The organism is Halosolutus halophilus, assembly GCF_022869805.1.
Lineage (GTDB): Archaea > Halobacteriota > Halobacteria > Halobacteriales > Natrialbaceae > Halosolutus > Halosolutus halophilus.
Window position 1 is genome coordinate 2,606,690 of the sequence record NZ_CP094974.1, and the last position, 23,412, is coordinate 2,630,101.

16 protein-coding genes are annotated in these 23,412 nt (G+C 62.1%); 10 read left to right on the forward strand and 6 right to left on the reverse strand.

Going from position 1 to position 23,412, the window contains the following annotated elements:
• The first annotated feature begins 327 nt into the window (after window positions 1–327).
• Entirely contained in the window at window positions 328–1,353 is a 1,026-nt protein-coding gene (locus tag MUG98_RS12740; protein WP_265107825.1) for a CARDB domain-containing protein, read from the forward strand.
• A 316-nt stretch (window positions 1,354–1,669) separates the two neighbouring features.
• On the opposite strand, the gene MUG98_RS12745 is transcribed toward MUG98_RS12740, so the two are convergent.
• The gene (locus MUG98_RS12745; protein ID WP_265107826.1) at window positions 1,670–2,653 is read right to left on the reverse strand and encodes a glycosyltransferase; all 984 of its coding nucleotides are present in this window, start codon (window positions 2,651–2,653) and stop codon (window positions 1,670–1,672) included.
• 547 nt (window positions 2,654–3,200) lie between these two features.
• Here MUG98_RS12745 and MUG98_RS12750 point away from each other — a divergent pair.
• Complete coding sequence (locus MUG98_RS12750) at window positions 3,201–4,901, forward strand: hypothetical protein (protein ID WP_265107827.1); 1,701 nt, start codon at window positions 3,201–3,203, stop codon at window positions 4,899–4,901.
• Between the two features lie 164 nt (window positions 4,902–5,065).
• On the opposite strand, the gene MUG98_RS12755 is transcribed toward MUG98_RS12750, so the two are convergent.
• Window positions 5,066–6,649, reverse strand: a complete 1,584-nt coding sequence (locus tag MUG98_RS12755; protein WP_265107828.1) for an alkaline phosphatase family protein — start codon at window positions 6,647–6,649, stop codon at window positions 5,066–5,068.
• Window positions 6,650–7,100: 451 nt separating this feature from the next.
• On the opposite strand from MUG98_RS12755, the gene MUG98_RS12760 reads away from it, so the two are divergent.
• The 5 genes from MUG98_RS12760 to MUG98_RS12780 all read left to right on the forward strand — a co-directional run bounded on the left by MUG98_RS12760 (window position 7,101) and on the right by MUG98_RS12780 (window position 14,944).
• Window positions 7,101–8,729, forward strand: coding sequence for an alkaline phosphatase family protein (locus MUG98_RS12760; protein WP_265107829.1), 1,629 nt, complete (start codon window positions 7,101–7,103; stop codon window positions 8,727–8,729).
• Window positions 8,729–10,252 carry a flippase gene (locus MUG98_RS12765; RefSeq protein WP_265107830.1) on the forward strand — a complete coding sequence of 508 codons (1,524 nt, stop codon included), beginning with the start codon at window positions 8,729–8,731 and terminating at the stop codon, window positions 10,250–10,252. The genes MUG98_RS12760 and MUG98_RS12765 overlap by 1 nt, the downstream gene beginning before the upstream one ends.
• A gap of 191 nt (window positions 10,253–10,443) precedes the next feature.
• Window positions 10,444–11,373, forward strand: coding sequence for a hypothetical protein (locus tag MUG98_RS12770; RefSeq protein WP_265107831.1), 930 nt, complete (start codon window positions 10,444–10,446; stop codon window positions 11,371–11,373).
• 220 nt (window positions 11,374–11,593) lie between these two features.
• A complete protein-coding gene (locus MUG98_RS12775) occupies window positions 11,594–13,093 on the forward strand; it encodes a hypothetical protein (protein WP_265107832.1) in 1,500 nt (499 codons plus the stop codon).
• A gap of 444 nt (window positions 13,094–13,537) precedes the next feature.
• Entirely contained in the window at window positions 13,538–14,944 is a 1,407-nt protein-coding gene (locus tag MUG98_RS12780) for a sulfatase-like hydrolase/transferase (protein WP_265112455.1), read from the forward strand.
• A gap of 222 nt (window positions 14,945–15,166) precedes the next feature.
• Here the strand turns inward: MUG98_RS12780 and MUG98_RS12785 are convergent, their stop codons facing one another.
• Entirely contained in the window at window positions 15,167–16,192 is a 1,026-nt protein-coding gene (locus MUG98_RS12785; RefSeq protein ID WP_265107833.1) for a GNAT family N-acetyltransferase, read from the reverse strand.
• Between the two features lie 492 nt (window positions 16,193–16,684).
• Here MUG98_RS12785 and MUG98_RS12790 point away from each other — a divergent pair, with 492 nt between their 5' ends.
• Window positions 16,685–17,803 carry a DUF354 domain-containing protein gene (locus MUG98_RS12790; protein ID WP_265107834.1) on the forward strand — a complete coding sequence of 373 codons (1,119 nt, stop codon included), beginning with the start codon at window positions 16,685–16,687 and terminating at the stop codon, window positions 17,801–17,803.
• Between the two features lie 284 nt (window positions 17,804–18,087).
• Window positions 18,088–19,125, forward strand: a complete 1,038-nt coding sequence (locus tag MUG98_RS12795; protein WP_265107835.1) for a CARDB domain-containing protein — start codon at window positions 18,088–18,090, stop codon at window positions 19,123–19,125.
• Between the two features lie 169 nt (window positions 19,126–19,294).
• On the opposite strand, the gene MUG98_RS12800 is transcribed toward MUG98_RS12795, so the two are convergent.
• Window positions 19,295–20,281, reverse strand: a complete 987-nt coding sequence (locus MUG98_RS12800) for a polysaccharide deacetylase family protein (protein WP_265107836.1) — start codon at window positions 20,279–20,281, stop codon at window positions 19,295–19,297.
• 438 nt (window positions 20,282–20,719) lie between these two features.
• Here MUG98_RS12800 and MUG98_RS12805 point away from each other — a divergent pair, with 438 nt between their 5' ends.
• Entirely contained in the window at window positions 20,720–20,923 is a 204-nt protein-coding gene (locus tag MUG98_RS12805) for a hypothetical protein (protein ID WP_265107837.1), read from the forward strand.
• Here MUG98_RS12805 and MUG98_RS12810 read toward each other — a convergent pair.
• Both MUG98_RS12810 and MUG98_RS12815 read right to left on the reverse strand, forming a co-directional pair.
• Complete coding sequence (locus MUG98_RS12810; RefSeq protein WP_265107838.1) at window positions 20,908–21,957, reverse strand: glycosyltransferase family 2 protein; 1,050 nt, start codon at window positions 21,955–21,957, stop codon at window positions 20,908–20,910. The two genes, MUG98_RS12805 and MUG98_RS12810, sit on opposite strands and share 16 nt — an antisense overlap.
• Window positions 21,950–23,401 (reverse strand): nucleotide sugar dehydrogenase, encoded by a 1,452-nt coding sequence (locus tag MUG98_RS12815; RefSeq protein WP_265112456.1) that lies wholly within the window; start codon window positions 23,399–23,401, stop codon window positions 21,950–21,952. The genes MUG98_RS12810 and MUG98_RS12815 overlap by 8 nt, the downstream gene beginning before the upstream one ends.
• Between the last annotated feature and the right edge of the window lie 11 nt (window positions 23,402–23,412).

A 23,412-nucleotide genomic window follows, 5' to 3' on the forward strand; every position in this document is an offset into this window, starting at 1 on the left:
GAGGTCGACGATCACTGCGCTTCGATCCGGCCAGAAAGTGCGGTGCAGTCGAACGATCGACGGGTGATGGCGGCCGTTACGGCAGACACTATGACCGCCCTACAGGTTACAGCGGCGCCGTGTCTCGCCCGTCACGAGCGATCGACTGCGGGAAACAACCGATTTCTCGGAGCGAACGTCGGAGGAATCATCGCCGTTTCGTTCCGGGTGCCGAAATCGAGACGTTCAGCGCAGCAAACGATGTCATAACAATTGGGAACAAAGGATGTTGTCTGAGGTGAGATGAACCAATCTCAGAAAGATCGTATCCCTATCACACTGCACTCGGTGTTCGCCACGATCGCGATCGTGATCGCCGTCGTCGTCGGTTCGACGGTCGCCGTAGCTACGGTCGGAGCGGCACCAGCGCAGCAGGGTTCGGACAAGTACTCGGTGATTCAGGGAGACCAGTGTATCACCATCGAACCGCTCGGATTCGCTCACCAGTCCGCGGAAGAGTTTTACGACTATCGTACACCGGATACTGATCCGAGCTCGCCCACGTATAGCTCTCACGGGACGAGGAACCTCCAGGAAGACGATACGAGCATCGTCTTCCTCCACGAGAGCCGCGACGGCCTCAGTCTCGGATTCGTCCACGATCGGACCAACGGCAACTCGTCGGGCGGCGCGGCGACGTTTCAGATCAGCGGCCTTCCGGAAGACGGCGAGTGGGTCATCGAAGACGACAATTACGACGGTGCCGACGACGAGTTCGACCACCGAAACGAGACGAGTCGCATCTCCTGGGTCTGGGCCCAAAACCGATCGGACGGTGCCGTCTTCAACGGGGGACTCGAAGACGACTTCGCGATCGAAGTCTTCCCGATGTTTAACGACGAAGCCGACTTCAGGGTCTACGACGGCGAAATTTCCGACTGGGAGGTCATCTCGGGTCCGCCCAACGACCGCAAGCGAACCTCGCTGGACATGCGCGAGCCGATCGTGATTCAGTCCGGCGGCTGCGATTCGTTCGGCGTCACCGAGCTCAACGTGGAGGATTCGGCGTCGGCGGGCGAACCCGTCGAAATCGAGGCGGTCGCGGAGAACAACGGTGAGTCGACGGTGACGACAACCGTGGAGTTCACGGTCAACGACGAGTCTGTCGACAGACAGGACGTGACGCTCGAACCAGGCGAGACAACGACGGTGAAGACGACCACCGAATTCAACGAATCGGGGACGTACACGGTCGGGGCAGGCGAGCAATCGAAGGAGGTAACCGTCGGTGACGAATCGCTACCCGGGTTCGGCGTCACCGCAGCGGCACTGGCGGCACTCCTCGTCGCGCTCGTCGCTCGCTATCGTCTGTAGCGCCGGAACTGTCGGGACGCTGTGGCGTTCGGATCCGGCTCCCCAGCGATCCTTTCGGCTATTTTCCTCTCAACCGGCGGCGGATGCTGTGATCGAAACCGATGTTCCACTCGACGTCATCGATTCTGTCGTCTGCGATCCGGGTGCCGGTTCTCATCGTCGAGCGAGACGCACGCCCGAGAACGAACCGACCGACGTTCCGTCGCGAGTGGCCACAGAGGCGTCCGTAGTGGGGTAGGAACACCGCTTCGACAGCTACGCTTCGCTATCTCATTCGACCGATCGCTATTGTGATGCCTGCTCCACTAGATCCGAGCTACTGCCTCGATTGGGGCTCTCGACGTTTCCCCACAGCCGGACCTCCCCGGTCCCGACCGCGGCCATCGAGGACGTCACGGTAGACGCCGTGAATCCGCTCTGCCATCCGTTCTTTGCTGATTCCGTCGGCCCGTTTCCGACCGTTCGATCGGTCGCCCCTGTTGAGGATCGAGGCGAGTGCAAGTCGGAGTTCGACCTCGTTGCGACACACTTCCGACGGCGTCACTCCCTCGAGTCGTTCGCGTACGTCCCCCACGTCGAGCGAAACGACCGGGAGATTACACGCCATCGCCTCCTTGACGACGTTCGGCGATCCTTCGCGGTCCGAGGTCAACAGGAGACAGTCCGCAGCGTTCATATAGAGGGGCATCTGCGAGTGAGGAACGTCGCGGGCGGTCTGGAGATGGATCGGTTCGGGGACGTCCGTTCGAACCGCGTTCACGATCCGTTCTGCTCGCGGATAGTTCTTCACCTCGCGCTCGGGTTTGTAGGGAAAGAGCACGTGTTTCGCGTTCGGGTTCCACCCGAGCCGATCGATCGCCGTCGTCTGTGGCCGGGGTTTGAACAGATCGAAATCGACCCCGTGCGGAATGACGTAGCAGTCCCGTCCCAGTTCGCGTTTCATCGCTTCGGACATGACGATCGTGGCGTCGCAGTGGTTCGAACACAGCCTGCTTAGCCAGCCGAGTTCGCCGTCGAGATCCGTGCCCCAGAGCGACAGGACGACGGGGAGATTCGGCTGTGCCAGTGCGAACGGCGCCGTGAGACCGTAATTCGCGTGGACGAGATCGTAAGATCCGAACGACTCTCTCAATACGGCGGGGTGAAATCGGAGGTAGTCGACGATCGATCGACCCGTGTTCGCCGTCACCGACCCCGGTACCGAAACGGTCGTACACTCGATGCCCCGTTCCTCGAGTGCTTCTACCTGGAGCGCAAACGGTGGTGAACTCTCCTTGGACGTCAAATTTAGAACATTCATACTGAGAGTGGATCTACGGGGACGTTTCCGACTATCGGCCTTTGTTATCTCGTCATCGATAGCTGTACGTGTAAATTATCGAAAATCAACGTCGAAGATAGTCAGGTGTATCAGTTTGTTTCCACTACTATCCCAAAACGTGAACGGCTCGTGAGAGGGATTGAGCCACGGACAATACCAAAACTTGGCGATTATGGTCGCAGTATTGTCACGATGCACGCAAACATCACCTATCAATCACGTTGGTTCCGATCGCCGTTCTCGTCGGTGCTACAGGATCTGTCCGCGTCCGTTGGGGACACCGTGGCCACTTTCGTGTGTATTCCGTGTTCGGACAGTGGTCGTCGATACGATTCCGAAGTGCGCAGAGTACTCTCCCGTCGATCACAAATAACTGCTACTACCGGTCACAGTCAGCATAACAAGGACCGGCCCGGTGGATACGCCGATAATGTCACACGCGCGATCGGGGTCGTCGAGACTAGGGAAGCGCGCACTTCTCGTTGTCGGATTTCTCGCACTCTCCGCCGCCGTGCTCGTAGCGCATATGGCACCGGCGACTGGATACGAGTTGTCCCTGTACGCGGGGACGTCCATTCAGTTCTGGATGTTATTCGCGAGTACAGTGGTCGTCTCCGTGATCGCCGCGCTCAGGGCGACGACAACCTGGGATCGTGGCGTAGCGCTAGTCCTCGGTGGCGGGGCGGCGGCAGTATTCGTCGGACTCCCTGTACTCAGGGGATACCGCTTTTACGGCACCGGTGACGCGCTCACGCACCTCGGCTGGATGCGTGGAATCGAGGCGGGAGCGTTCGCCCCGGTTGCACTAGAATATCCGGCACTACACACGCTCGCGGTCTTTCTCTCCGCAACCCTCGAGGTCGATCTCACACGTGCGGCGATGCTGGTCATCGTGCTCCTCGCCTGCCTGTTCGTGCTCTTCGTGGCGCTCTCGATCGGGACCGTGTTCGACAGCCGGTACAGCACTACCGTCGGCACGTTCTCGGCGCTGCTATTCTTGCCGATTACGACGCTCAGCACGTTTATGGTACCGCACGCGATGTCGCAGGCGATCCTCTTCTCGTCGATCGTCTTCTACCTCTTTCTGCGGTACGTCCGTGATCCCGACTCGCTTGCACGCCGGTCTGCGACGGGGTTGGGCCTCTCGATCGCGCTGATCGCCCTCGTCGTGTACCACCCGCAGCTCGCAGCGCACCTGCTCGTTGCCCTGTTCAGCGTGTGCGCGTTACAGGTACTCTACCGGCGATTCCGGTCGAATCATCCGATCGCGAATCACCGTTCGATCTTCGGCCAAATCGTCGTCCTCGCTGGTGCGTTTCTCGTCTGGACCTCGAACCACGGGTTCTTCACGGGCGTCATCGAGTACGCTGCGTCGAGCGCCGCCGCGTATTTCCTTGCGGACGGGTCGGCTGGCGAATCCGTTAACTCGCAGAGTGCCTCTCTCAGTGAACTCGGCGCGAGCGTCGTCGAATTGTTCCTGAAACTCTTCGCCCCGAGTCTGGTTTTCATCGCGCTGGTCGGGTTCGTGGTGCTGTGGACGGTATTCGAGCGTGACGGGGCGATGACCCGCGAGACTGAGGGGCTCCTTCCCTACTTCACCGTCAGTCTGTGTGGATTGAGTGGGGTTTTCGCGCTGTACTACCTCGGATCCTACGGGACGATGTACTTCCGGGTGCTCGGGCTGATGCTGTTGCTCGTCACGATCGTCGGAGCCGTCGCCATCTCAGCAGTTATCACTGGACTCTCGCGCCGAGTCCCAACCGGCCTGGTGCACGGCGCCGCCGTCGTCGCGTTCGGGCTGTTGATACTGTTCTCGCTGATCGCCGTGTTCCCGTCACCGTACATCTACAGCGCGTCCCCACACGTTACCGAGATGTCGATGTCCGGTCACGAGACGGCGTTCGAAAATCAGGATCCGGAGGTTTCGTTTGCCGGTATTCGGGCCGGGCCGAATCGATACGCAGACGCCTCGAACGGTGAACTGGAACGGACGAGACACTACGAGGGAGTCTCCGGCGAGGAGATCGACGAGGGTCTCGCGGGACAGTACTCCGACGATCGATATCTCACGGTGACCCGGACGGATCGTGAACGGGAAGTCCGTGCGTTCCAAGAGTTACGCTACACGGAGTCCCAACTCGACTCGATCTCGTCCCAGTCCGACGTCAATCGCGTGCAGTCGAACGGCGAATTCGAACTGTATTACGTCCGCGGGCAGGCCGAGTGAGTGATCGCGCGGCTCCAACCGCGACCGGTATGCGAGCACCGAACGGCCCACTGTTGATCGAACGGTCCGTTCGAGGCGACCGAGGGATCGCGCAGACGTATCGGAGTGTCGGCCGAATCACCGTCTTCGGTCGAGAATCGTCCTTCCGCGGTAATCCTCTTTCGTCACTCCAGGTATCCGAGACCGCGAAGCCGATCCTCGATACCGTCCATATCCTCGGTTTCAGACTCTTTCGATCCGTCCGCGGTCGTGTCCGCGTACCGTTGAGTAGTGACCGCGCCGATCGTTTCCGGATCGAAGATGTCTTCGAGGATTCGACCGTCAGCCGTCTCCGGAACCGGCCGCCCGGCCCCGTGAAGGATCGTCGGGGCGACATCGACGACCGACGCGTCTTCGACCGTGACGCCGGCATCGACGTTCGGGCCCCACGCGAGGAAGATTCCGTCGGAACGGTGGCTTGCCGCTTTACTGCCGGCAGGCTCGAACGGGTCGTCGGTCACCTTCGTCTTCTCCTCGTACTCCCCGCGACCGACCGCGATCAGATCCGGCGAGTCGGGATCTGTCGGAAACAGATCGTCCCCGTCCCGAACGTCGAGGACTCGCTCGCCAGTTTCGGGGTCCGTCACCTCGGACAGCGCGGCGGCCACGTCGTGTTTGACCGATTCGACCTCGTCCGGGTGGACGATCCCCTGATCGAACCGTTCCGTATCGTTGACGTATATCTGTGCTGGATCGTGTGCGAACGCGGTCGTTTCGCTGAATTCCACGTCATAAAGCCAGTGGTCGCCCGGAATCCGCTCGGCGACTCCGTCGACGATGCTCTCCGGGAGGTGCTCGACCAGCGTCTCGGTCGTGATTCCGACCCGATCGAGCGCATCGAGCACGGTCGATTTCGTGACGCCGAACCGTTCGAGCGAACTGCGTGTGCCGTCGTTCCCTTTTCGCGAGAGGAATCCCTCCGACGACAGGAGCGAGTTGAGGTTGACGAACGACGAGATGGGGCCGAATCCGTGGTCGGAGACCACGTACAGCGTCGCGTTCGCTTCCTCCGCGTACGCCATCGCTTCGCCGATAATCTCGTCCAGTTGGCGGTAGTGCTCGAGGATAACGTCCTCGTCCCAGACGAGGTGCTGGAGCCGATCGGGTGCGGTGTAGACGAAGAAAAACAGTCGCCAGTCGTGCTCTCGGGCGAGTTTGCGCATCAGAGATCGCCGACCTGACACGAGATCCTCGAGGTCGTCGACGAACTCGTCCTGATCGTCGGTGTACTCGGACCAGTCGAGTGCAATCTGGTACTCCGGAATCTCTCGTTCGATCTCGTGGCGGAGTTCGGTCGGACGAGCGAACCCGTCGCCGATTTCGGGTGTGAACATTCCGGAGACCATCGCGCCGTCGATCTCGCTGGCCGGATACGTCATCGGGACGTTAGCGGCGACCGCGGGCGTGAAGACGTCCCACAGGGCCGGTCGTTTGCGATCCTCACCGGAATACCACTCGTGCGTGTAATCCCCGTTGAGTCCCGTAAATCCGTAGATGCCGTGTTTGTCGGGCCATACGCCCGTCGCGATCGAGGGCCAGGCCAGCGGCGTCGTTGGCGGAAACGTACTCGTCAGTGGTCCGGACGCGCCCTCCTCGAAGAGACGATTGACGTTCGGCAAGGCGCCGTCTCCACCCCACTTTCGGAGTAGATTCCACGGTACGCCGTCGATACCCAGTACGAACGCCTTCGATGTCGCATTTCCATTCATGAAATAATTTCAGCTCCCGGTTCCGCTGTGCTGAGGCACTCCCCGTGCAGCCATTGTTATTCGTCGCCTGCGGCGAGGACTGAAGTCGGTATTAGACGCGGCGAGAACTACGCGATCGATGGTACTCCGTTCGGTCGCGTCGAATCCCGCTTGGTTCGGCGGGTCGGAGAACCGCGTTGGCAAACTCGTAGAACGTCACTCACCGTCACTCGGCGAAGTATCGAGACGCGTCACCCTTTCTCTGTCCGAACAGTTATTCCGGGAAAACGCTCCGTAGCGAGATTATAACAATGACTGCTCCTGTCACCGAAGATGACTAGATGAACCGTCACAGTTCGAGCGACGGCACGCTGCAGACGGCCGCCGAGGGATCGATCGGAATCGCCGTGGCGGTCCCTCTCGCAAGCGGGAACAGCGATCGTATCACTTCACGTGTCGGTGGAGTAAAACGATGAGTTCGGCGGACCACAATGTCAGTAAGACCGTCATCGTCGGGTTCGACGGAATGGACTGGCGGTACGTCGATCGATTCTCGGATCGACTCGATAACCTTTCGGAACTTCGCGAACGCGGCGTCGGCGCCGATCTGACGTCGACGTATCCGCCGTGGACGGGCAGCGCCTGGCCGTCGATGTACACCGGTGTTACGCCGGATTACCACGGCGTATTCGACTTTTTCGACTATCGCGACAGTTATCCGGACTCGGCCGCGGCCGTTACGAGGTCGGATGTGAAGGCACCGGCGCTCTGGGACTACCTCTCCGACCGCGAACTCTCCTCGATCGTGTTGAATCTCCCGGTGACCCATCCCACGGGGCCGATGGACGGCGTTCTCGTTCCGGGCTACCTCGCGCCGGCGGACGAACCCGGATACCCCGACGGGATCCGCGACGAGATCGAGGACGCACTCGGCGAGCCATACCGGATCTACTCAGAGTGCGAAACGGCCTCCGATACCGAGAAAAAAGTCGACGGCTACGTCAACCTTATCGAGCACCGGGGCGCCGCCGCGGAGTACCTGCTCGAGTCGGCGGACTGGGAGCTGGCGATCGTCCAGTTCCAGAAGACCGACGCCGTCTTCCACAACTCCACTCGAACGACGGACTTCGAGCGCGTGTACGCCGCCGCCGACCGGGCGCTCGGGCGCATTCTGAACCTGTTCGGCGATGAGACAAACGTGATCGTCTGTTCCGACCACGGAATGGGCCCGGTGGACGGCTACCAGATCCACATCAACCAGATCCTCGAGGACTGGGGGTATCTCGACTCGTGCAGCGAACTCAACGGGGCAGGTGGCTTCAAGCCCGTCGTGGAGGACGAGTCGGTGGCTAATTCGGGCGCCGGCGCGGTTTTCGATCGGCTGATCGCGATCTCTTCGAAGGCAGGACTGTCGCCATCGGACGTTCACGGCCTCGCCGACCGTGTCGGACTCGCCGAACCGCTCGTACGGGTCGCTCCGGACTGGGTTACGCACGGCGTCGCCCGCGGCGTCGACTGGGAGGCGTCGGCCGCCTACTGTCGGAGTCAGTCCGAACAGGGGATTCGACTCAACGTCCGCGGTCGCGACCCGTCGGGAGTTATCGATCCGGACGGGTACGAGACCGTTCGGAGCGATCTCATCGATCGGCTCTCTAGCCTGCAGACGCCCGACGGAGAGCCTGCGTTCGAGTTCGTTAAACGGCGCGAGAAGGTCTACGACGGTCCTCATACGGCCGGGGCCTGCGATATCTTTTTCAGGACTAACGAGATGAACCATGTGATCTGGCCGAAAATACACGGGGTGCAGTTCCATCCGATCACGTCCTTCGATCACAAGCGAAACGGCGTCTTCGTCGCCGCCGGTCCGGACGTCGACGCGGCCGCCGACGTCGATCGGCTCTCGCTGACGGATATCGCACCGCTCGCGATGACGCTTCTCGAGCAGCCGGTTCCCGAGCGGATGACCGGGAGCGTTCCGACGGAGCTCGTTACCCGCTCGAGTTCGCGAACCGCGTACGACACGACCGTCGTGGACAGTAGCACGTACGAACAAGACCAGGACGATGTCCGAGAGCGACTGAGTGACCTCGGCTACCTCTAATGACCGACGAGAAGGACGACCTTGCGAAGGTCCTTCTGAGCGCGGGTCTCGTCTTCGTCGGGGCGCTACTGGAGAACTTCGCGCGGCTGGCTGAGCGCGTCCTCATCGGCCGAACGGTGTCAGCTGAGGCGTACGGCGAGTTCAGTATCGGCCTGGCGATTTTGACACTCTCTGTCACGTCCGCGATGGCCGGGTTTAGCCAGGGAATCCCGCGGTACATGGCCCGCTTCGACGACCCGGCCGACGAACGGGGCGCGTTGCTCACCGGTCTCGTCGTGACGCTCCCGATCGCACTCGCGCTCTGTGCCGTCCTCGTCCTCGCCGGGGATGTGATCGTCGCACAACTGTTCGAGAGCGTCGGATCCGAACTGTTGCTCACGCTGTTCGTCGTCACGATTCCCCTCGTCATTACCTTTCAGCTCGGCATCGCGGCGATTCGCGGGTACGAGAACACATCGTACAAGATTCTGGCGCGAAACGTCACCTATCCAGGCGTCCGTCTCCTGCTCCTGGGGACGTTCCTGTCGCTCGGTTTCGGCGTTCACGCGGCCGGGTACAGTTACCTGATCGCCGCCATCGTCACGACGCTCGTGACCTACGTCCTCTTGCGACGACTGCTTACCCTTACGGGCCCGTCACGGTTCCATATCCGGGAGATGACGGCCTTTTCGGTGCCACTGATCGTCTCGACGGTCGCCGCGACGCTCATGACGAAGACCGATACGCTCATGCTGGGGTACTTCCGTGCCTCGAGTGAGGTCGGCATATACAACGCCGCGTATCCGCTGGCGAACTCGCTCGTCGTGATTCTCGGGACGTTCGGATACATGTACCTCCCCGTCGCCTCACGCCTCGACGGCGATGGCGAACGGGAGTCGATGAACCGGGTCTACCAGATGACGACGAAGTGGGTATTCGTGTTGACGTTTCCGCTGTTCGTGACGTTCGTGGTGATGCCGTCGGACGTGATCGCCCTCGCTTTCGGCCAGCAGTACGCGAGCGGCGGGATCGCACTCGCGATATTATCGATCGGATTCTTCACCAACGCCGCCGTCGGCCGGAACCGCGAGACGCTCTCGGCACTGGGATACACGAAGTTCATCCTCGTCACGAACGTCGGCGCACTCGGTATCAATATCGTTGCGAACGTGGCACTCATTCCGCGTTACGGGTTCGTCGGCGCGGCGATCGCGTCCGCCAGCTCGTTCGTCGGGCTGAATCTCTTCGTGTATCTGTTCCTGGCTCGCAAGTTCGATATCCGGCCGTACAATCGGACCTCGCTCCGATTGATCGGGATACTCCCGCTGGTCGTCCTCCCTGCCGGGTTCGCACTCGACAGTGTCTTTCCGGCGAGTCCAACCGGCATCGGCCTGTTCTTCGCGAGCACGAGTCTCCTCACACTCCTCGTCGCAGCGGGTTCCGGCTCTCTCGAACACGGTGACATCGTCATCGTCGAGTTCCTCGAAGACGCCCTCGGGACCGAAATCCCGTACGTCCGGGAACTGATCCCGGACCCCGAGTGAGTCGCCACGGTCGATTGGCTACCGTCACCCTCGCTCGAACGATCGTCGTCGAGTCCAGTTCTCGTCGACTCGTAGCGTCTGCCATGAAATGGCACGAGTGGCACTCTCACGCTCGAACTATCGTCCTCTAATTAAATAGCGCACTCGTTAATGAGCCCTTAGTTCCGCATCGGGGGTCTCCGCTGACCTGTATGTTCGACAAGCCAGATGCCGAGCAGGATTCGTCCCGACGACTGAGTCGCCGATCGTACCTCGCAGCGGCGGCCGGAACGGTGGCGACTGTCGTCGCCGGCTCTGGAGTCGCCGCAGCGGACCGTGAGTATGAGGTCGCCGAGGTTCCGCAGGGCGGCACGTTCCAGCGCGTACTCCGTGATGGCGACGTTCTCGAGAACGTCCTGATCGATATCTCGGCGGAGGGCGCAAGCTACGACATCGACGCGAAAGGCAGCGACTGGACCATCCGGAACGTCGGCGTCAGGGGAGCCTGGGATCACGAGCATCCCACGTCGCCGCTCCGAGTGGCCGCCGACGCTGGTTCCACCTGCCGGATCGAGAACTTCTACTTCGGCGACGGCGTGATTCCGGATCTTCCGGCGTCGTCCAATCCGACGGGGATCTACGCGTGGTGGGACCACGCGGGCACGATCGAGATCGATCGCGTGAACATTCAGGAACACCCGGACAACGGGATCTACGGCTCCGCGCCGGGCAACAGTAGCGATCACCCGAATCCGGGTGGCGGTGGCGAGTTGCACGTCACCAACTCGTACGTCCGTGCGGGCAAGACGGCCGGTATTCGCCTCGGGACGGACGGTTCCTACGCGGAGAACTGCGTCGTGTGGAGCAACGCCCACCGTGGCTTCTGGGGCTACTACAACGACACGGAACTGATCGACTGCGATCTCGGCGGCTCACCGACGGACATTCACGCGGGATCCGGTTCGTGGAGTGCCGGACGCGACGCGACCGTCTCGGTCGAGAACTGCCGGTTTAGCGCGACGGACACGGCCCAGAACAGCAACGAGATCATCGGCTCGCCTGTCGGTGAACCCGAACACCGGATGCCCGACGGCGTCCCGACGTCGGCGACGGAGGCGGCGTCCGGCGGCGATTCGAGCTAACCCACGTCAGCCCCTTCTCTGGCTCCCTCTTCACTGCTTTTCATCGCGGTCGTTCCCTCCGATTTTCTCCGGTAATCAGTCATTACGACCGATACGTATCAGCCGGATTCGAACGACATAACGTGTGATCTGAGCTCACGGCTATTTTGACTACCAGAGTATAAAGACTGTACCGGTTAACGGCGTTTTAATTCCGGATGGGGGGCATCCGGTGGAGTACATGAGGGACAACACTGACGAGGAGATCGATTCGAATCGACGACTCAGTCGTCGATCGTATCTCACAGCAGCTGCCGCCGGTACGGCCGCAATGGTCGCCGCCGGGACCGGTATGGCGTCGGAAGACGACTACGAGGTCGTCACGGTTCCAGCGGGTGGAACGTTCCGGAGAAAGCTCCGTGACGGCGACGTTCTCGAGAACGTCCTGATCGATATCTCGGCGAAGGGCGCGGCCTACGATATCGACGCGAGAGGAAGCGACTGGACGATTCGAAACGTCGGCGTCAAGGGGGCGTGGGATCACGAACATCCCACGTCGCCGATTCGGGTGGCTGCCGACGCTGGTTCCACCTGCCGGATCGAGAACGTCTACCTCGGTGACGGCGTGATTCCGGATCTTCCGTCCTCGTCGAACCCGACGGGGATCTACGCGTGGTGGTATCACGCGGGTACGATCGAGATCGATCGCGTGAACATCCAGGAACACCCGGACAACGGGATCTACGGCTCCGCACCGGGCAACAGTAGCGATCACCCGAATCCGGGTGGCGGTGGCGAGTTGCACGTCACCAACTCGTACGTCCGTGCGGGCAAGACGGCCGGTATTCGCCTCGGGACGGACGGTTCCTACGCGGAGAACTGCGTCGTGTGGAGCAACGCCCACCGTGGCTTCTGGGGCTACTACAACGACACGGAACTGATCGACTGCGATCTCGGCGGCTCACCGACGGACATTCACGCCGGCTCCCGTTCGTGGAACGCTGGACCGAGTGCAACCGTCACAGTCGAGAACTGTCGGTTCGGCTCTACGAACAGGGCAACGAGTTCCAACCGGATCGTCGGGTCGTCAGCGGGCAAACCCGAACACCGGATGCCCGACGGCGTTCCGACGTCGGCGGAGGAAGCGGCATCGGGCGGGGACTACGAATCCCCAACGGACGAGGCCGTGGACGAACTTGAGAACACGATCCTCGTCGACGGGGCCGGGAACAACGACGTCACCCGATACGGGTTCGCTGTCTCAGGGTCTGCCGAACGCTCGACGCACGGCGGCGCCTCGATCGACGACGAAGATACGATCGATAGCGGCCAGGTTACGGGTGCTGTCGTCGGCTGGCGAGACGCGTTCCGGTTCAGCGGTGAGCTCGCTGACCTGACCGTCGATGGACCGGCGCGCGTCATCGTCAACGGCGAACAGGTCGATCCAGCCGAGTACGGCGAATCCTCCCACGAGGACGATCAGGACCTGCCCCCGAACGCACTGGTGATCGACGGATCCGACGCCGACGGTAACACGAGCTACTCGTTTACCGTCGACGGCGAGGTTATCTCCTCGAGTTATCGGGACGCGTCGGTCGACTCCGGTGACGAAATCGACGGCCGATCCGTCACCGGAACCGTCGAGGATTGGATCGACGCCTACTGGTTTGACGGTGATATCGTCGACTTTACACTGGCCGGGAACGCGAGCGTCGACGTCGAGTACAACGCTCGCCAGTAACCGACGCGCACACCCCGTTCGGCTAACACGTCGTCGACGGCTCACCGTACCCTGACTTCTACTCCGATCGTCGGGAGTATCGTTTGTAGCGGTGATCGGGTGATCGCGCTTCAGCTATCCATCGACACGATCGATCGACGATCGTCACTCCCTCTTTCGAAATCCACTTCGGGAACCACTTTCGCTCGAAATTCCCCCGTTCGCGCAGTCCAGGGCGCTGCAAACGCCGCCTCTGATGGTAGACGGAAACCTGGTGGAAAAAAGATGTAATTATACCGTTTAGTATGACTACCGTACTCTCTGCCAGGGAAATGGTAGCTCGATGATTACTATTGACATCCTTCACTGAACTGTTCGAATATAGAACTCGGAATGATCGCGCGCTCACCTAACGTCTTCGTCCTGACGATCGATTCGCTCCGGGGAGACGCGTACGATGAACTGATGAGAGAGGTCACCGCCAGTATTCAGGGAGTCGAATTCACGAACGCATTCGCGGCCGCAAGTAACACCGGAAGTTCGATGCCGGCTCTGGCCGCTGGTGTGTTCTGTGACCGTGTCGCAAACGGCTCGCCCAACCTCAAACTCGGTGAATCGAGGGACGACGACGACGTCGTCACGATGGCGGAGGCGCTCTCGGAGTCGGGATACGACTGTTCACTCTGGTGTGACAACGTCATCTTCGGGGCAGAACGGAATTACGACCGCGGGTTCGACGATGGGCGAGCCGGAACCCCGAACTGGAAAAAGCGCGCGCAAAAACTCGTCCAACAGACCGGTTCCGATCGGTTATTCAACGCGTGCCGGTGGGCGTATTTCAACGTCGTCGGTCGCATCGAGGAGCGGATAACGACCGAGAGCAACTATTACATCTCCGCCGACACGCATCACCAGGCAGTTCTCGCCTCCCTCGAGGGGACATCCGGAGGGCAGATGCACTGGATCCACTACATGGACGTTCACCATCCCTTCGAGCCGCCCGCAGACTATCTCGAATCACGATCGCTGAACACCGATCGAAGTCCCTCCGAACTCGCCGAACTCTCCTCTCAGGCGATCATCCAGAATCGCGGTGAGGGAACGACCGACGAGGATATCGAGGACATCGTCCAGGCCTACCGCGCCGCTTGCGAATATTTGCGAGATCAGCTCGTCTCCTTCATCGAGACGCTGATCGATCGTAATCACTACGTGCCCGGTCACGACATCATCGTCCTGACCGCGGATCACGGCGAGGGGTTCGACCGGGATCGTCACGGAATGCTCGGTCACACGCCGACCCCGTCGTTCTGGGACGATCTCGTCCACGTCCCGCTCGTCGTCAGCCTTCCGGACTGGGAACCAGGAACCGTCGACTGTCAGGTCAGTCAGATCGATCTCATGCCGACGGTCCTGCAAGCCGCCGGTGCCCCGGTTCCGTCGTCGGTCGACGGGACCGCTGCCGCTCGCCCGACCGATCTGTGTCGAGACCACGTCTTCTTCACGGCGACCGGACCGTACAGAACCTATCACGGGGTTCGGAGCCGTTCCGGCTGGAAGCTCTTTTCGGACCGGATCAGTGACTCCGAGTCCGTCGAACTGACTGGCACCGACGACGAAGGCGCCGATCAGGATCACGAGCGCGCGTTACTCACCCGCGTTGACGGGGACACCGAGTCGATCGAGTTCGAGTGCCAACTCGATGCGAACGCGCACCCGTCGGAGACCAGGAAACGGGACCGGTGGCTCGGACTGCGTCGACGGCTCCGCGAAGACCGGGGCGAGATCGCGACGAGACGGTTCGACGAGATGCTGTCCGACGAAACGGTGGAACAACTCGAGCAGTTGGGCTACGTCGACAACATCCGCTGACAGCCGTCGACAGTAGCGCGTCGCATTCGTGGACCGCCAGAGGCCCGGTCTCGGCGACGCGTTGGTACCACTGTCGACGAGACGCGAACAGAAGGACGCTGCGACCGATTCAGTATTCGAGATGGTAACTCGCTATCGATCGGTAACGCAGGTATCGGGGACACGTGAAAACACGGACGAGAACCCCGCACCGCGACGCAGCGACTGCGGTGTCCGCCGACGCTACCCCTTGCCGAACGACCCGGACAACCTCTGATAGGTCGATTTCGCCACTCGCATCTCGAGACCGGACGATTCGACCACGTAGTACGGACGAAGTTCGCCGTTGAACTTGCCCTTGTACTCGCAGAGCCGTTCCGTATTCGCGCCGACGAGATCGTATCCTTCGATCGAGTCGAACTGAGGATCGGTAACGAGATCCTCGAGGATCGCTCGATGCAACAGATTGTTCACGCTCACGCTCTCGTAGGAGGCGACGACGCCACCCTGCCAGTAGTAGGCCAGATCGTTCGAGAACAAGGTGATGATACCGCTCTGGTACTCCCCGTCGGGGCTCCGAGCGACGTAGACGCGCCACCGATCGACGTCCAGCGACGACAGGAGATCGCGGAGGAATGCGCGCGACATCGGTGCGGTGTCGCCGTGCTCCTCGAACTGATCGACCACGTCATCGTAGACACGCAGGGCGGAATCGATCCCTTCGGTCTCGATCGCGAGGTCCACGTCGTCCAGGCGACGCATCTCGTTCCGGAGACTCTTGCTGAACCCCGCCATGGCGTCCTCGATGTCGGTACAGCCCTCCAGGTCGACGACGTACGTGAACTCGGGCTCCACCGCGAGATCGTTCCAGCCGTAGGGCCGCGGATCGGCGTACCCGAGGGGACAGGTCATCCGGAAGAGCGTCGTCCGATCGCCGAGTCCGAGTGCGTCGATTACCCCATTCGCCAGTCCGCTGTTGATTCGCTCCCACTTGCGTTGCTTCGGGCTGTGGGGGTTGATGATCGGCCCGAGCCGGGGGACCCCCTGCGAAACGGGCGGCGAGAACACCGTTCGTCCGATCGATCGATCCGAGACGAACAGTGGTACCATCCCGACGACCTGGTCCCCTTTGTACGCCGCATAACAGTGCAATTCTGCGTCGGTATAGTCGTCGAGAACGGAGAGTGCGTCCGGATCGTGGAAGACCTCGAACCCGTTCGCCGGAAGCGCATCGCGCCAGTCCTCGAGACCGATTCGTTCGATATCCATACTACTCCCCCGTGAGACTGCGACGGGTCTTGTTATTCACACTGTACGGTTTCGATGATAGTCATTGACGCAGATTAACGGCCCGTAGGCGATCGGCGCGATCCACGACGTGTTCGATCTGCAAACGGAGCGATCGGTTCGCCCTGGCACCCGTTCGTGACGACACCACCTTTCCGATCGCGATCGACTCCCTTCCACGTCGGACAGGAGATCCGGTGCTGCACGGACGCCATTCGAGAGGTGTTATCGAACAGCTTCTCCGTTTTGGCCGTTCGCCGGGAACGGTCGGCGTTACGACGGTCCGTTCCGATGAACGGTGGTCGTTGGCCGGTGCTAATCCGATCGGATCCACCGTAGGCGAGGAGTATCTTCCTGCTACCGCCCCGAACGAGTCGTCCGAAGCCTCGTTGCTGTCGGATCCAGGAGGTATGAGGTAGATAACAAACCCGGTAGATTGCTTCATCGTCCGATCAGGAGACGGGAGCTTTCAGCATGAAATATTTGTTTTTCACGAACACGCCGGCACACGTCCACCTGTACAAACACGCCGTCCAGGCGCTTCGCGAGGAAGGCCACGAAACACTCATCCTGGCCCGCGACTACACCTGTACGATCGATCTGCTCGATTGGTACGACCTGTCATACGAGGTCTACGGCTACTGTGACACCTCGAAGGGGTCGCTGTTGAGTCGCCTGCCGGCCCACTACGTTAGAGCGTTCCGGCTGGCACGACGGTTCGATCCGGACCTGATCTTCGGGATGGGAAGTTACGCCGCCCACACCGGTGCGGTGGCCCGAGCGCCGACGGTCCTGCTCATCGACTCCGAGCCGGCCTCGCTGGACCACACGGTCTCGACGCCGTTCGCTCGCACGATCCTCACGCCGAACACGTTCCGAAAGGATCTGGGTGACAACCACTACGTGTTCCCCGGCTTCAAGGAGTGTGCGTACCTCCATCCGGATATCTACACGCCCAATCCATCGATTCGAGACCGGCTCGGACTCGGGGCCGACGAACCGTACGCGATCGTCCGGCTCAACGCGTTCGGATCGCAACACGACGTCGGAAAGCGAGGGATCACGGGCGAGCAGCGCCACCACCTGATCGAACGATTGAGCGAGGAGGCGACGATCCTCGTCTCCGACGAAGGCGACGACACCGATCTCGAGGGGCTCCCGGCACGTCCGTTCGACCTCCATCCCGCGCTGATACACGACGCGCTCGCGGAAGCGGAACTGCTGGTCGCCGACACCCAGACGATGGTCACCGAGGCGGCGCTCCTCGGAACGCCGGCGATCCGGTCCAACTCGTTCGTGGGTGATTCTGACATGGGAAATTTCGTCGAACTCGAAGACCAGGGCCTGATCCACAACGTCGCCGCCTTCGACGACGTCCTCGAACTCTCGATTTCGCTGCTCCGTGACGAGCGAACCGACGAGAAGTGGCAACGACGACGCAATGACTACCTCTCGAATAAAGCGAACCTCACGGATTTGATCGTCGACGTTGCGTCAGTTCGGGGCCACGTCGAAGAACTCGAGTCTCTGTCCCTGTTCAAACGCGCGTCATCGAGCAAACCGGTAGCGGCCGTTAGTGTCAACGGAGATTGATTACGGGTACACGCTCGGTCTACCTGAGCGATATTACTTCGGGTCAGATTCGGTTCGAATCGGGTACTACCCGATCGAGTCTCTCCCGTCTACTCGAACTGTAATATCCGTCTCGATGCAACAATTCACGAGACGATTACACCCCCGCATTCACCGCATAACGACTACAATATTCTGATAGTCACACTCGGTAGAACGCCTGGGGAAAATGTATAATCCGAAGATGACCAATATCGACTGACTACGAGAATTATGCAGCCTCGTCGATCGGTATCGCGTTAGCGGTGGCCCTCGTAGCGGGATTGACGGTCAGTGTCGGCGGTGTCGCTGCCGATACCGCGCCGCCTGACGACGAATACGCGGTGATCCAGGGCGAGGAGCGTGTCGCGATCGAACCGCTCGGAAACGGCACGCAGAGCGTCGAGGAGTGCTACGACTACCGGACGCCGGAGACGTCTCCGAGTGACTACACCTACAGCTCCCACGGGACGATCCATCTTCAGGAGGACGATACGAACACCCTGTTCCTGTACGAGGGATCTGCGGGGCCCAGTCTCGTGCTGGTCCACGACCAGTACGACGGGGACTCCCCTGGTGGTGCAGCGACGATGCAGTTCGACGGGTTGCCCGAAGAGGGTGAGTGGATCGTCGAAGACGATGATTACAGCGACGTCCTCCAGGGTGGCCCCGACGACGAGTTCGATCACGACGGGACGTCGAGTCACATCACGTGGGCCTGGTCCGAAAACCGGACCGACGGGGCCGCCTTCCAGGGAGGGTTGCAGGACGAGTTCGCGATCGCGATCGATCCCGCGTTCAACGACGAGGCCGATTTCCAGGATAGTTCCGGCTCGATCACCGACTGGGACGTCCTGTCGGCGACTGACGACGGTTACGAACGAACGTCGCTGGACTTCGACGAACCAGTGACGATCCAGTCCGGCGACTGCGTCTCGATCGGAGTCACGGACCTCGCCGTGGACGAGATGGTGACGGCCGGGGAATCGACCGAGATCGAGGCCGCCGTCGAGAACGACGGGGCGGTCGCGGGGACACACAATCTCACGATCTCGATCGACGGTGAACCGGTCGCCGAACACGAAGTGACGCTCGATCCCGGCGAAACGACCACGGTGACGTCGACCGTGACGGTCGCCGATCCGGGGACCTACACCGTCGATGCGGGTACCGAGACCGCGAACGTCACCGCCGAAGCCGACGGAGGCGCGGGCGCCGAGAACGACTCCCTATCCGGGTTCGGGATCACCGTGGCGGCACTGGCCGCAGTTGCGGTCGCACTGTTCGCACGGTATCGATCGTAGACCGAACGGAATTCGGCGGCGGAACGGATCGATCGTCCGTTTTCCCACGACTCCTGATTCACAACAATCGTCCGTTTTTCCACGGCTCGCAGCAATCGATCGGAGGGTACAGCAATCGACCGAAGATGCGTCTCGGTATTCGATAGGATGTGCCGGTGATATCGTGTGGTCACCGCTTCCGGTTGCCGAGTTCCGCCTGCTGTGCGCTGGAGTCCGGATCGCTGTCGAGGCGTTTACAGAGCCGTCGCGGAGTACCGACCCACGCTCCACGATCGAGCGCCCGTTCGACGAGCCACCGGTAGAGCGTCCGGTAACCGGGGAACTCCCGTTCGTTGAAATATCGTGGGTGCCAGAGGACCGTCATGACGGCGTCGTTGGCCGCGGCTTCGGCAAGCAACTCGTCGCACCTGTCGCGGGCAGCATCGAATCGGGTACCGGGATCCGGAAGGGCCTGTTCCATTATCGTCAACGGAAACACCCGGAACCCGTCCCCGAACGGGCGGATCGGCCGGTACCCCGCCGTGAATCCGCACTCCGTTCCCGACCCGAGGCTCGAATCGTACCGGAGTCCGATCGATCGATAGTGACGCCACGTCTCGGGAATCGAGAGCCGGAGGTGGTGCTGTCGCCCGCCGGTCACGGGGCCGTCGAGCACCGCCTCGAGTGCTGCCTTCTCCTCGCGTAACCGCTCCCGATCGTCGGCGGTGTGGTAGGATCCGTGGAGGCCGACTTCCCAGCCCCCGGCTTCGAGGTCCCGGATGACGGCGGCCACGTCGGGCGCGGTCACGTCGTAACGACCGAGGTGTTCGATCCAGTTCGACGCCGAGACCCAGTCCCTGACCGGCCGATCCGCGAGCAGGTGCTGTTCGTTCAGGAAGTAAAACGCCGATCGGACGCCGAGGTCCTCCTCCAGCGCCATGAGTTCCTCGAACTGCCAGTACGGATTCGACGAGGAGAGCGCGGTTCGGAGGTGGTAGCCGGGTCGATCCCGGGTCGCCCGATAGAACGATCGGAGCCCCTTGTACGGCCGATCGACGTCGTGGGTCAGACAGAGTGCGAACGACGCGTCACCGGGCACTGCCCCGTCGTCTCTGGGGACGTCGTCGATCCGTTCCGCCGTCCCCGGCGGGGAATCACGACGGGATCCGGTGGTCATCGAACCACCGCCCGGGACCGGGCGCGGACCCGAAATCCGTCCGACGGGGGCGGGAACAGTCTGTTGATGAGATGACAAGTAACCATGGATCGATCGAACTCATCAGTACGGCGAACAGATAGCGGCTTAGTAAATAATCACCTTACGGTACTTCTACGCCCGCGAGGAGGGCGGACCGACGCGGAGTCGCGCCGCGGATCCGATCGTCGAACGACCCGCGAACAGACGACGATCGTCGAATCGCCCGCGGAGACGATCCGATCGTCGAACGTCCCGGAGCGACACTCGGGTCCGGCCCGGTGCTGGTCGATCCGTCGACGATCGATCCGGCTACCGCCCGCGGAACGGCCGACTCGCAGTTCAGACCGTCGATTTCCAGGTGAAGATATACGAAAGACTTATTTTCACATCTGGAAAACCATCCGGTATCATTGTCTGATGAGCCTCTCTAACCTGCTCTCCGCGCTGCTCCCTGCGTCGGACCCGGAATCGAAGACACCGGCCACCGCGTCCGCAGACGACGACGCGTCCTCCGCGGCGGTCGTCCACGAGTGTCGGACCTGCGGAACGAACGTGTCGACCGACACGACTCGCTGTCCGGCCTGTGACGGCGAGGACATCGTGACCTACTCGATCGACTGAGCCGCTCGTCGAGGCGGCCTGTCGGTTCGCTCGTCGTCTCGCGTCACCTCGAGCGGTTCGTTCTCCTCGGCGTCGAGCCAGATCGCGATGCCGAGCGAGACGATTCCGATCAGGACGGCGACGAACGACGTCAGGACTGCGGTGAACCCGTCGCCGTCTCCGGCCGCTCGCCGGACTGCACCGGCGAGTCCGGCCACGCCACCGGCCAGCCCCGTCGCCCCGCCGGCGTAGAAGACGACCGCGGGGTGGAACTCCTGGACGACGTATCGCGTCTTCAGTCGCCAGATGAAACTCCGGAGCAGGAGCAACGAGACGAACCTGACGAACGGAAGGTACCGGATACTGCTCTCTTCGTCGCCGTAGACGGCCGACATCGGTACGTCCGCGACGCGACAGCCGTGGACGTTGAGGTGGGTCAGCAGGTGGTTGAGGAAGCCGTACCGGTCGGTGATCGCGTCGAGGTCGAGTTCCTCGATCGTCTCCCTGGAGATGGCGGTGTACCCGTTCTGGGGATCCCCGATCCCCCAGTAGCCGGACGCGAACTTCGAGAGGCCGGTCAGCGCGGCGTTGCCGACGAATCGGAACGTCGACATCCCGTTCCGATCTTCGGGGTCGAGCAGTCGATTCCCCTTCGCGTAGTCCGCCTCGCCGATCGCGACGGGGTCGACGATCCGGTCCAGGATTTCGGGATCCATCTGTCCGTCGCCGTCCATCACGGCGATCACGTCGATCCCGTCGGCGGCGGCGCGTTCGTAGCCCGTCTTCACGGCGCCGCCGGGACCCCGGTTTTCCTCGTGGCGGATCGGGACGACGCGTCGTCCGTCGCCGCCGTCGGCGATCGCTTTCTCCGGTTCGGACGCGTCGTTGATCCGGGATGCGACCCGCTGGATCACGTCCCACGAAGCGTCCGGCGACGCGTCGTCGACCACGTAAATCCGATCGGCGAACGCGGGGATGGTCTCGATCACGCTGCCGACGAACGATTCCTCCTCGTACGCGGTCACGACGACCCCGATCGATTTGCCCTTATACATCGTCACCTCCGTCCGTCTCGGTGCGACCGGGAGCGGTCGTCAGTTCGTCCGGCGTCCGCCCGGTGTCGTGTGCCCCGTCCCCCTCGAATCCGCGCGGTGCGCGCCCGTCACGGGAGCCGGCGAGCGTGTACGTCCGGTGGCCGGTGCCCGAGAGATCGAACGCATCGCGACCGTCGACGACCACCATCGGATCGAGTTCGGCCCACGGAATCTCGTCGAACGCCTCGTGGGGGGTCACGACGACGGCGGCGTCGAGTTCGGCCGCGGCGAGTTCGTCGATCTCGATCGGCCGAACCCCGTAATCGCCCGGATCGACGAGCGGATCGACGCCGGCGACGGCCGCGCCGCGCTCGGTCAGTTCGTCGACGACCCCGAGTGCCGGCGAGGCGCGGGTCTCCTCGACGCCGGGTCGGTACGTCAGTCCGAGCACGGCCACCGTGGCGTTCGCGAGGGCGTCGCCAGTCGCCGCCAGTTCCCGTTCGAGTCGGTCGACGACGACGGTCGGCATCGCGTCGTTGACCTCCCGGGCGGTCCGGGTCAGGGCCATCGGTTCGTCCATTCGCGACAACAGGAAGTGCGGGTAGTACGGGATGCAGTGGCCGCCGACGCCGGGACCGGGATCGTGCAACTGACACATCGGCAGATCGTTCGCCGTGTCGATCGCCTCCCTGACCGAAATCTCGAGTTCGTCGGCCAGCCGACCCAGTTCGTTCGCGAGCGCGATGTTGACGTCGCGGTACACGCCCTCGAACACCTTCACCGCTTCCGCGGTGGTCGCGTCGGAGACCGGGTGCACCTCGTTGGCCGAGAGTTCGTCGTAGACGATCGCGGCTGCGCGAGTACTCTCGTCGTCGACGCCGCCGACGACCTTCGGGTAGTGGCCGCGGATGTCCCGCAGTGCGGTTCCCGAGGACGTCCGTTCCGGACAGAACGCGAGACCGAACTCGTCGGGGTCGAGACCGCTTTCGCTCGTCAGGTGGGGTTTCAGGACGTCCCGACAGGTTCCCGGCGGCAGGGTCGATTCTGCGACGACCAGATCACCCGGTTCGAGCCCGGCCGCGATGTCGTCCGCGACGGACTCGACGGTGATGAGGGTCGGCCTGTCGTGCTCGTCGAGCAGCGTGGGGACGATGACGACGTGAATCCGTGCTTCCGCGGCGGCCGCCGGGCCCTCGGTCGTCGCGTCGAGCCGATCGGCCGCGACCTGGTCCGCGACGAGGTCGTCGAGGCCGGGTTCGCCGACGACGTGGCTCTCGCCGTCGACAACCGTCTCGACCACGGTCGGATCCACGTCGACGCCGGTCACGTTCCCCGTCGTTTCGGCGTAGACCGCGGCGAGCGGCAACCCCATCTTGCCGAGTCCGTAGACGGCGACCGGGACGTCTCCCCCCGTCAGGAACGCACGGAGCCGGTCCTCGGGAAGTTCGGTGTCGTACGGCCCGATCGCGTCGCGAT

Bases quoted from the DNA above. Each gene is read 5' to 3' on its own strand.
- MUG98_RS12745 (WP_265107826.1), bottom strand. From the start codon at position 2,653: ATGAATGTTCTAAATTTGACGTCCAAGGAGAGTTCACCACCGTTTGCG.
- MUG98_RS12750 (WP_265107827.1), top strand. From the start codon at position 3,201: ATGGCACCGGCGACTGGATACGAGTTGTCCCTGTACGCGGGGACGTCC.
- MUG98_RS12755 (WP_265107828.1), bottom strand. From the start codon at position 6,649: ATGAATGGAAATGCGACATCGAAGGCGTTCGTACTGGGTATCGACGGC.
- MUG98_RS12760 (WP_265107829.1), top strand. From the start codon at position 7,101: ATGAGTTCGGCGGACCACAATGTCAGTAAGACCGTCATCGTCGGGTTC.
- MUG98_RS12765 (WP_265107830.1), top strand. From the start codon at position 8,729: ATGACCGACGAGAAGGACGACCTTGCGAAGGTCCTTCTGAGCGCGGGT.
- MUG98_RS12770 (WP_265107831.1), top strand. From the start codon at position 10,444: ATGTTCGACAAGCCAGATGCCGAGCAGGATTCGTCCCGACGACTGAGT.
- MUG98_RS12775 (WP_265107832.1), top strand. From the start codon at position 11,594: ATGAGGGACAACACTGACGAGGAGATCGATTCGAATCGACGACTCAGT.
- MUG98_RS12780 (WP_265112455.1), top strand. From the start codon at position 13,538: ATGAGAGAGGTCACCGCCAGTATTCAGGGAGTCGAATTCACGAACGCA.
- MUG98_RS12785 (WP_265107833.1), bottom strand. From the start codon at position 16,192: ATGGATATCGAACGAATCGGTCTCGAGGACTGGCGCGATGCGCTTCCG.
- MUG98_RS12790 (WP_265107834.1), top strand. From the start codon at position 16,685: ATGAAATATTTGTTTTTCACGAACACGCCGGCACACGTCCACCTGTAC.
- MUG98_RS12800 (WP_265107836.1), bottom strand. From the start codon at position 20,281: ATGACCACCGGATCCCGTCGTGATTCCCCGCCGGGGACGGCGGAACGG.
- MUG98_RS12805 (WP_265107837.1), top strand. From the start codon at position 20,720: ATGAGCCTCTCTAACCTGCTCTCCGCGCTGCTCCCTGCGTCGGACCCG.
- MUG98_RS12810 (WP_265107838.1), bottom strand. From the start codon at position 21,957: ATGTATAAGGGCAAATCGATCGGGGTCGTCGTGACCGCGTACGAGGAG.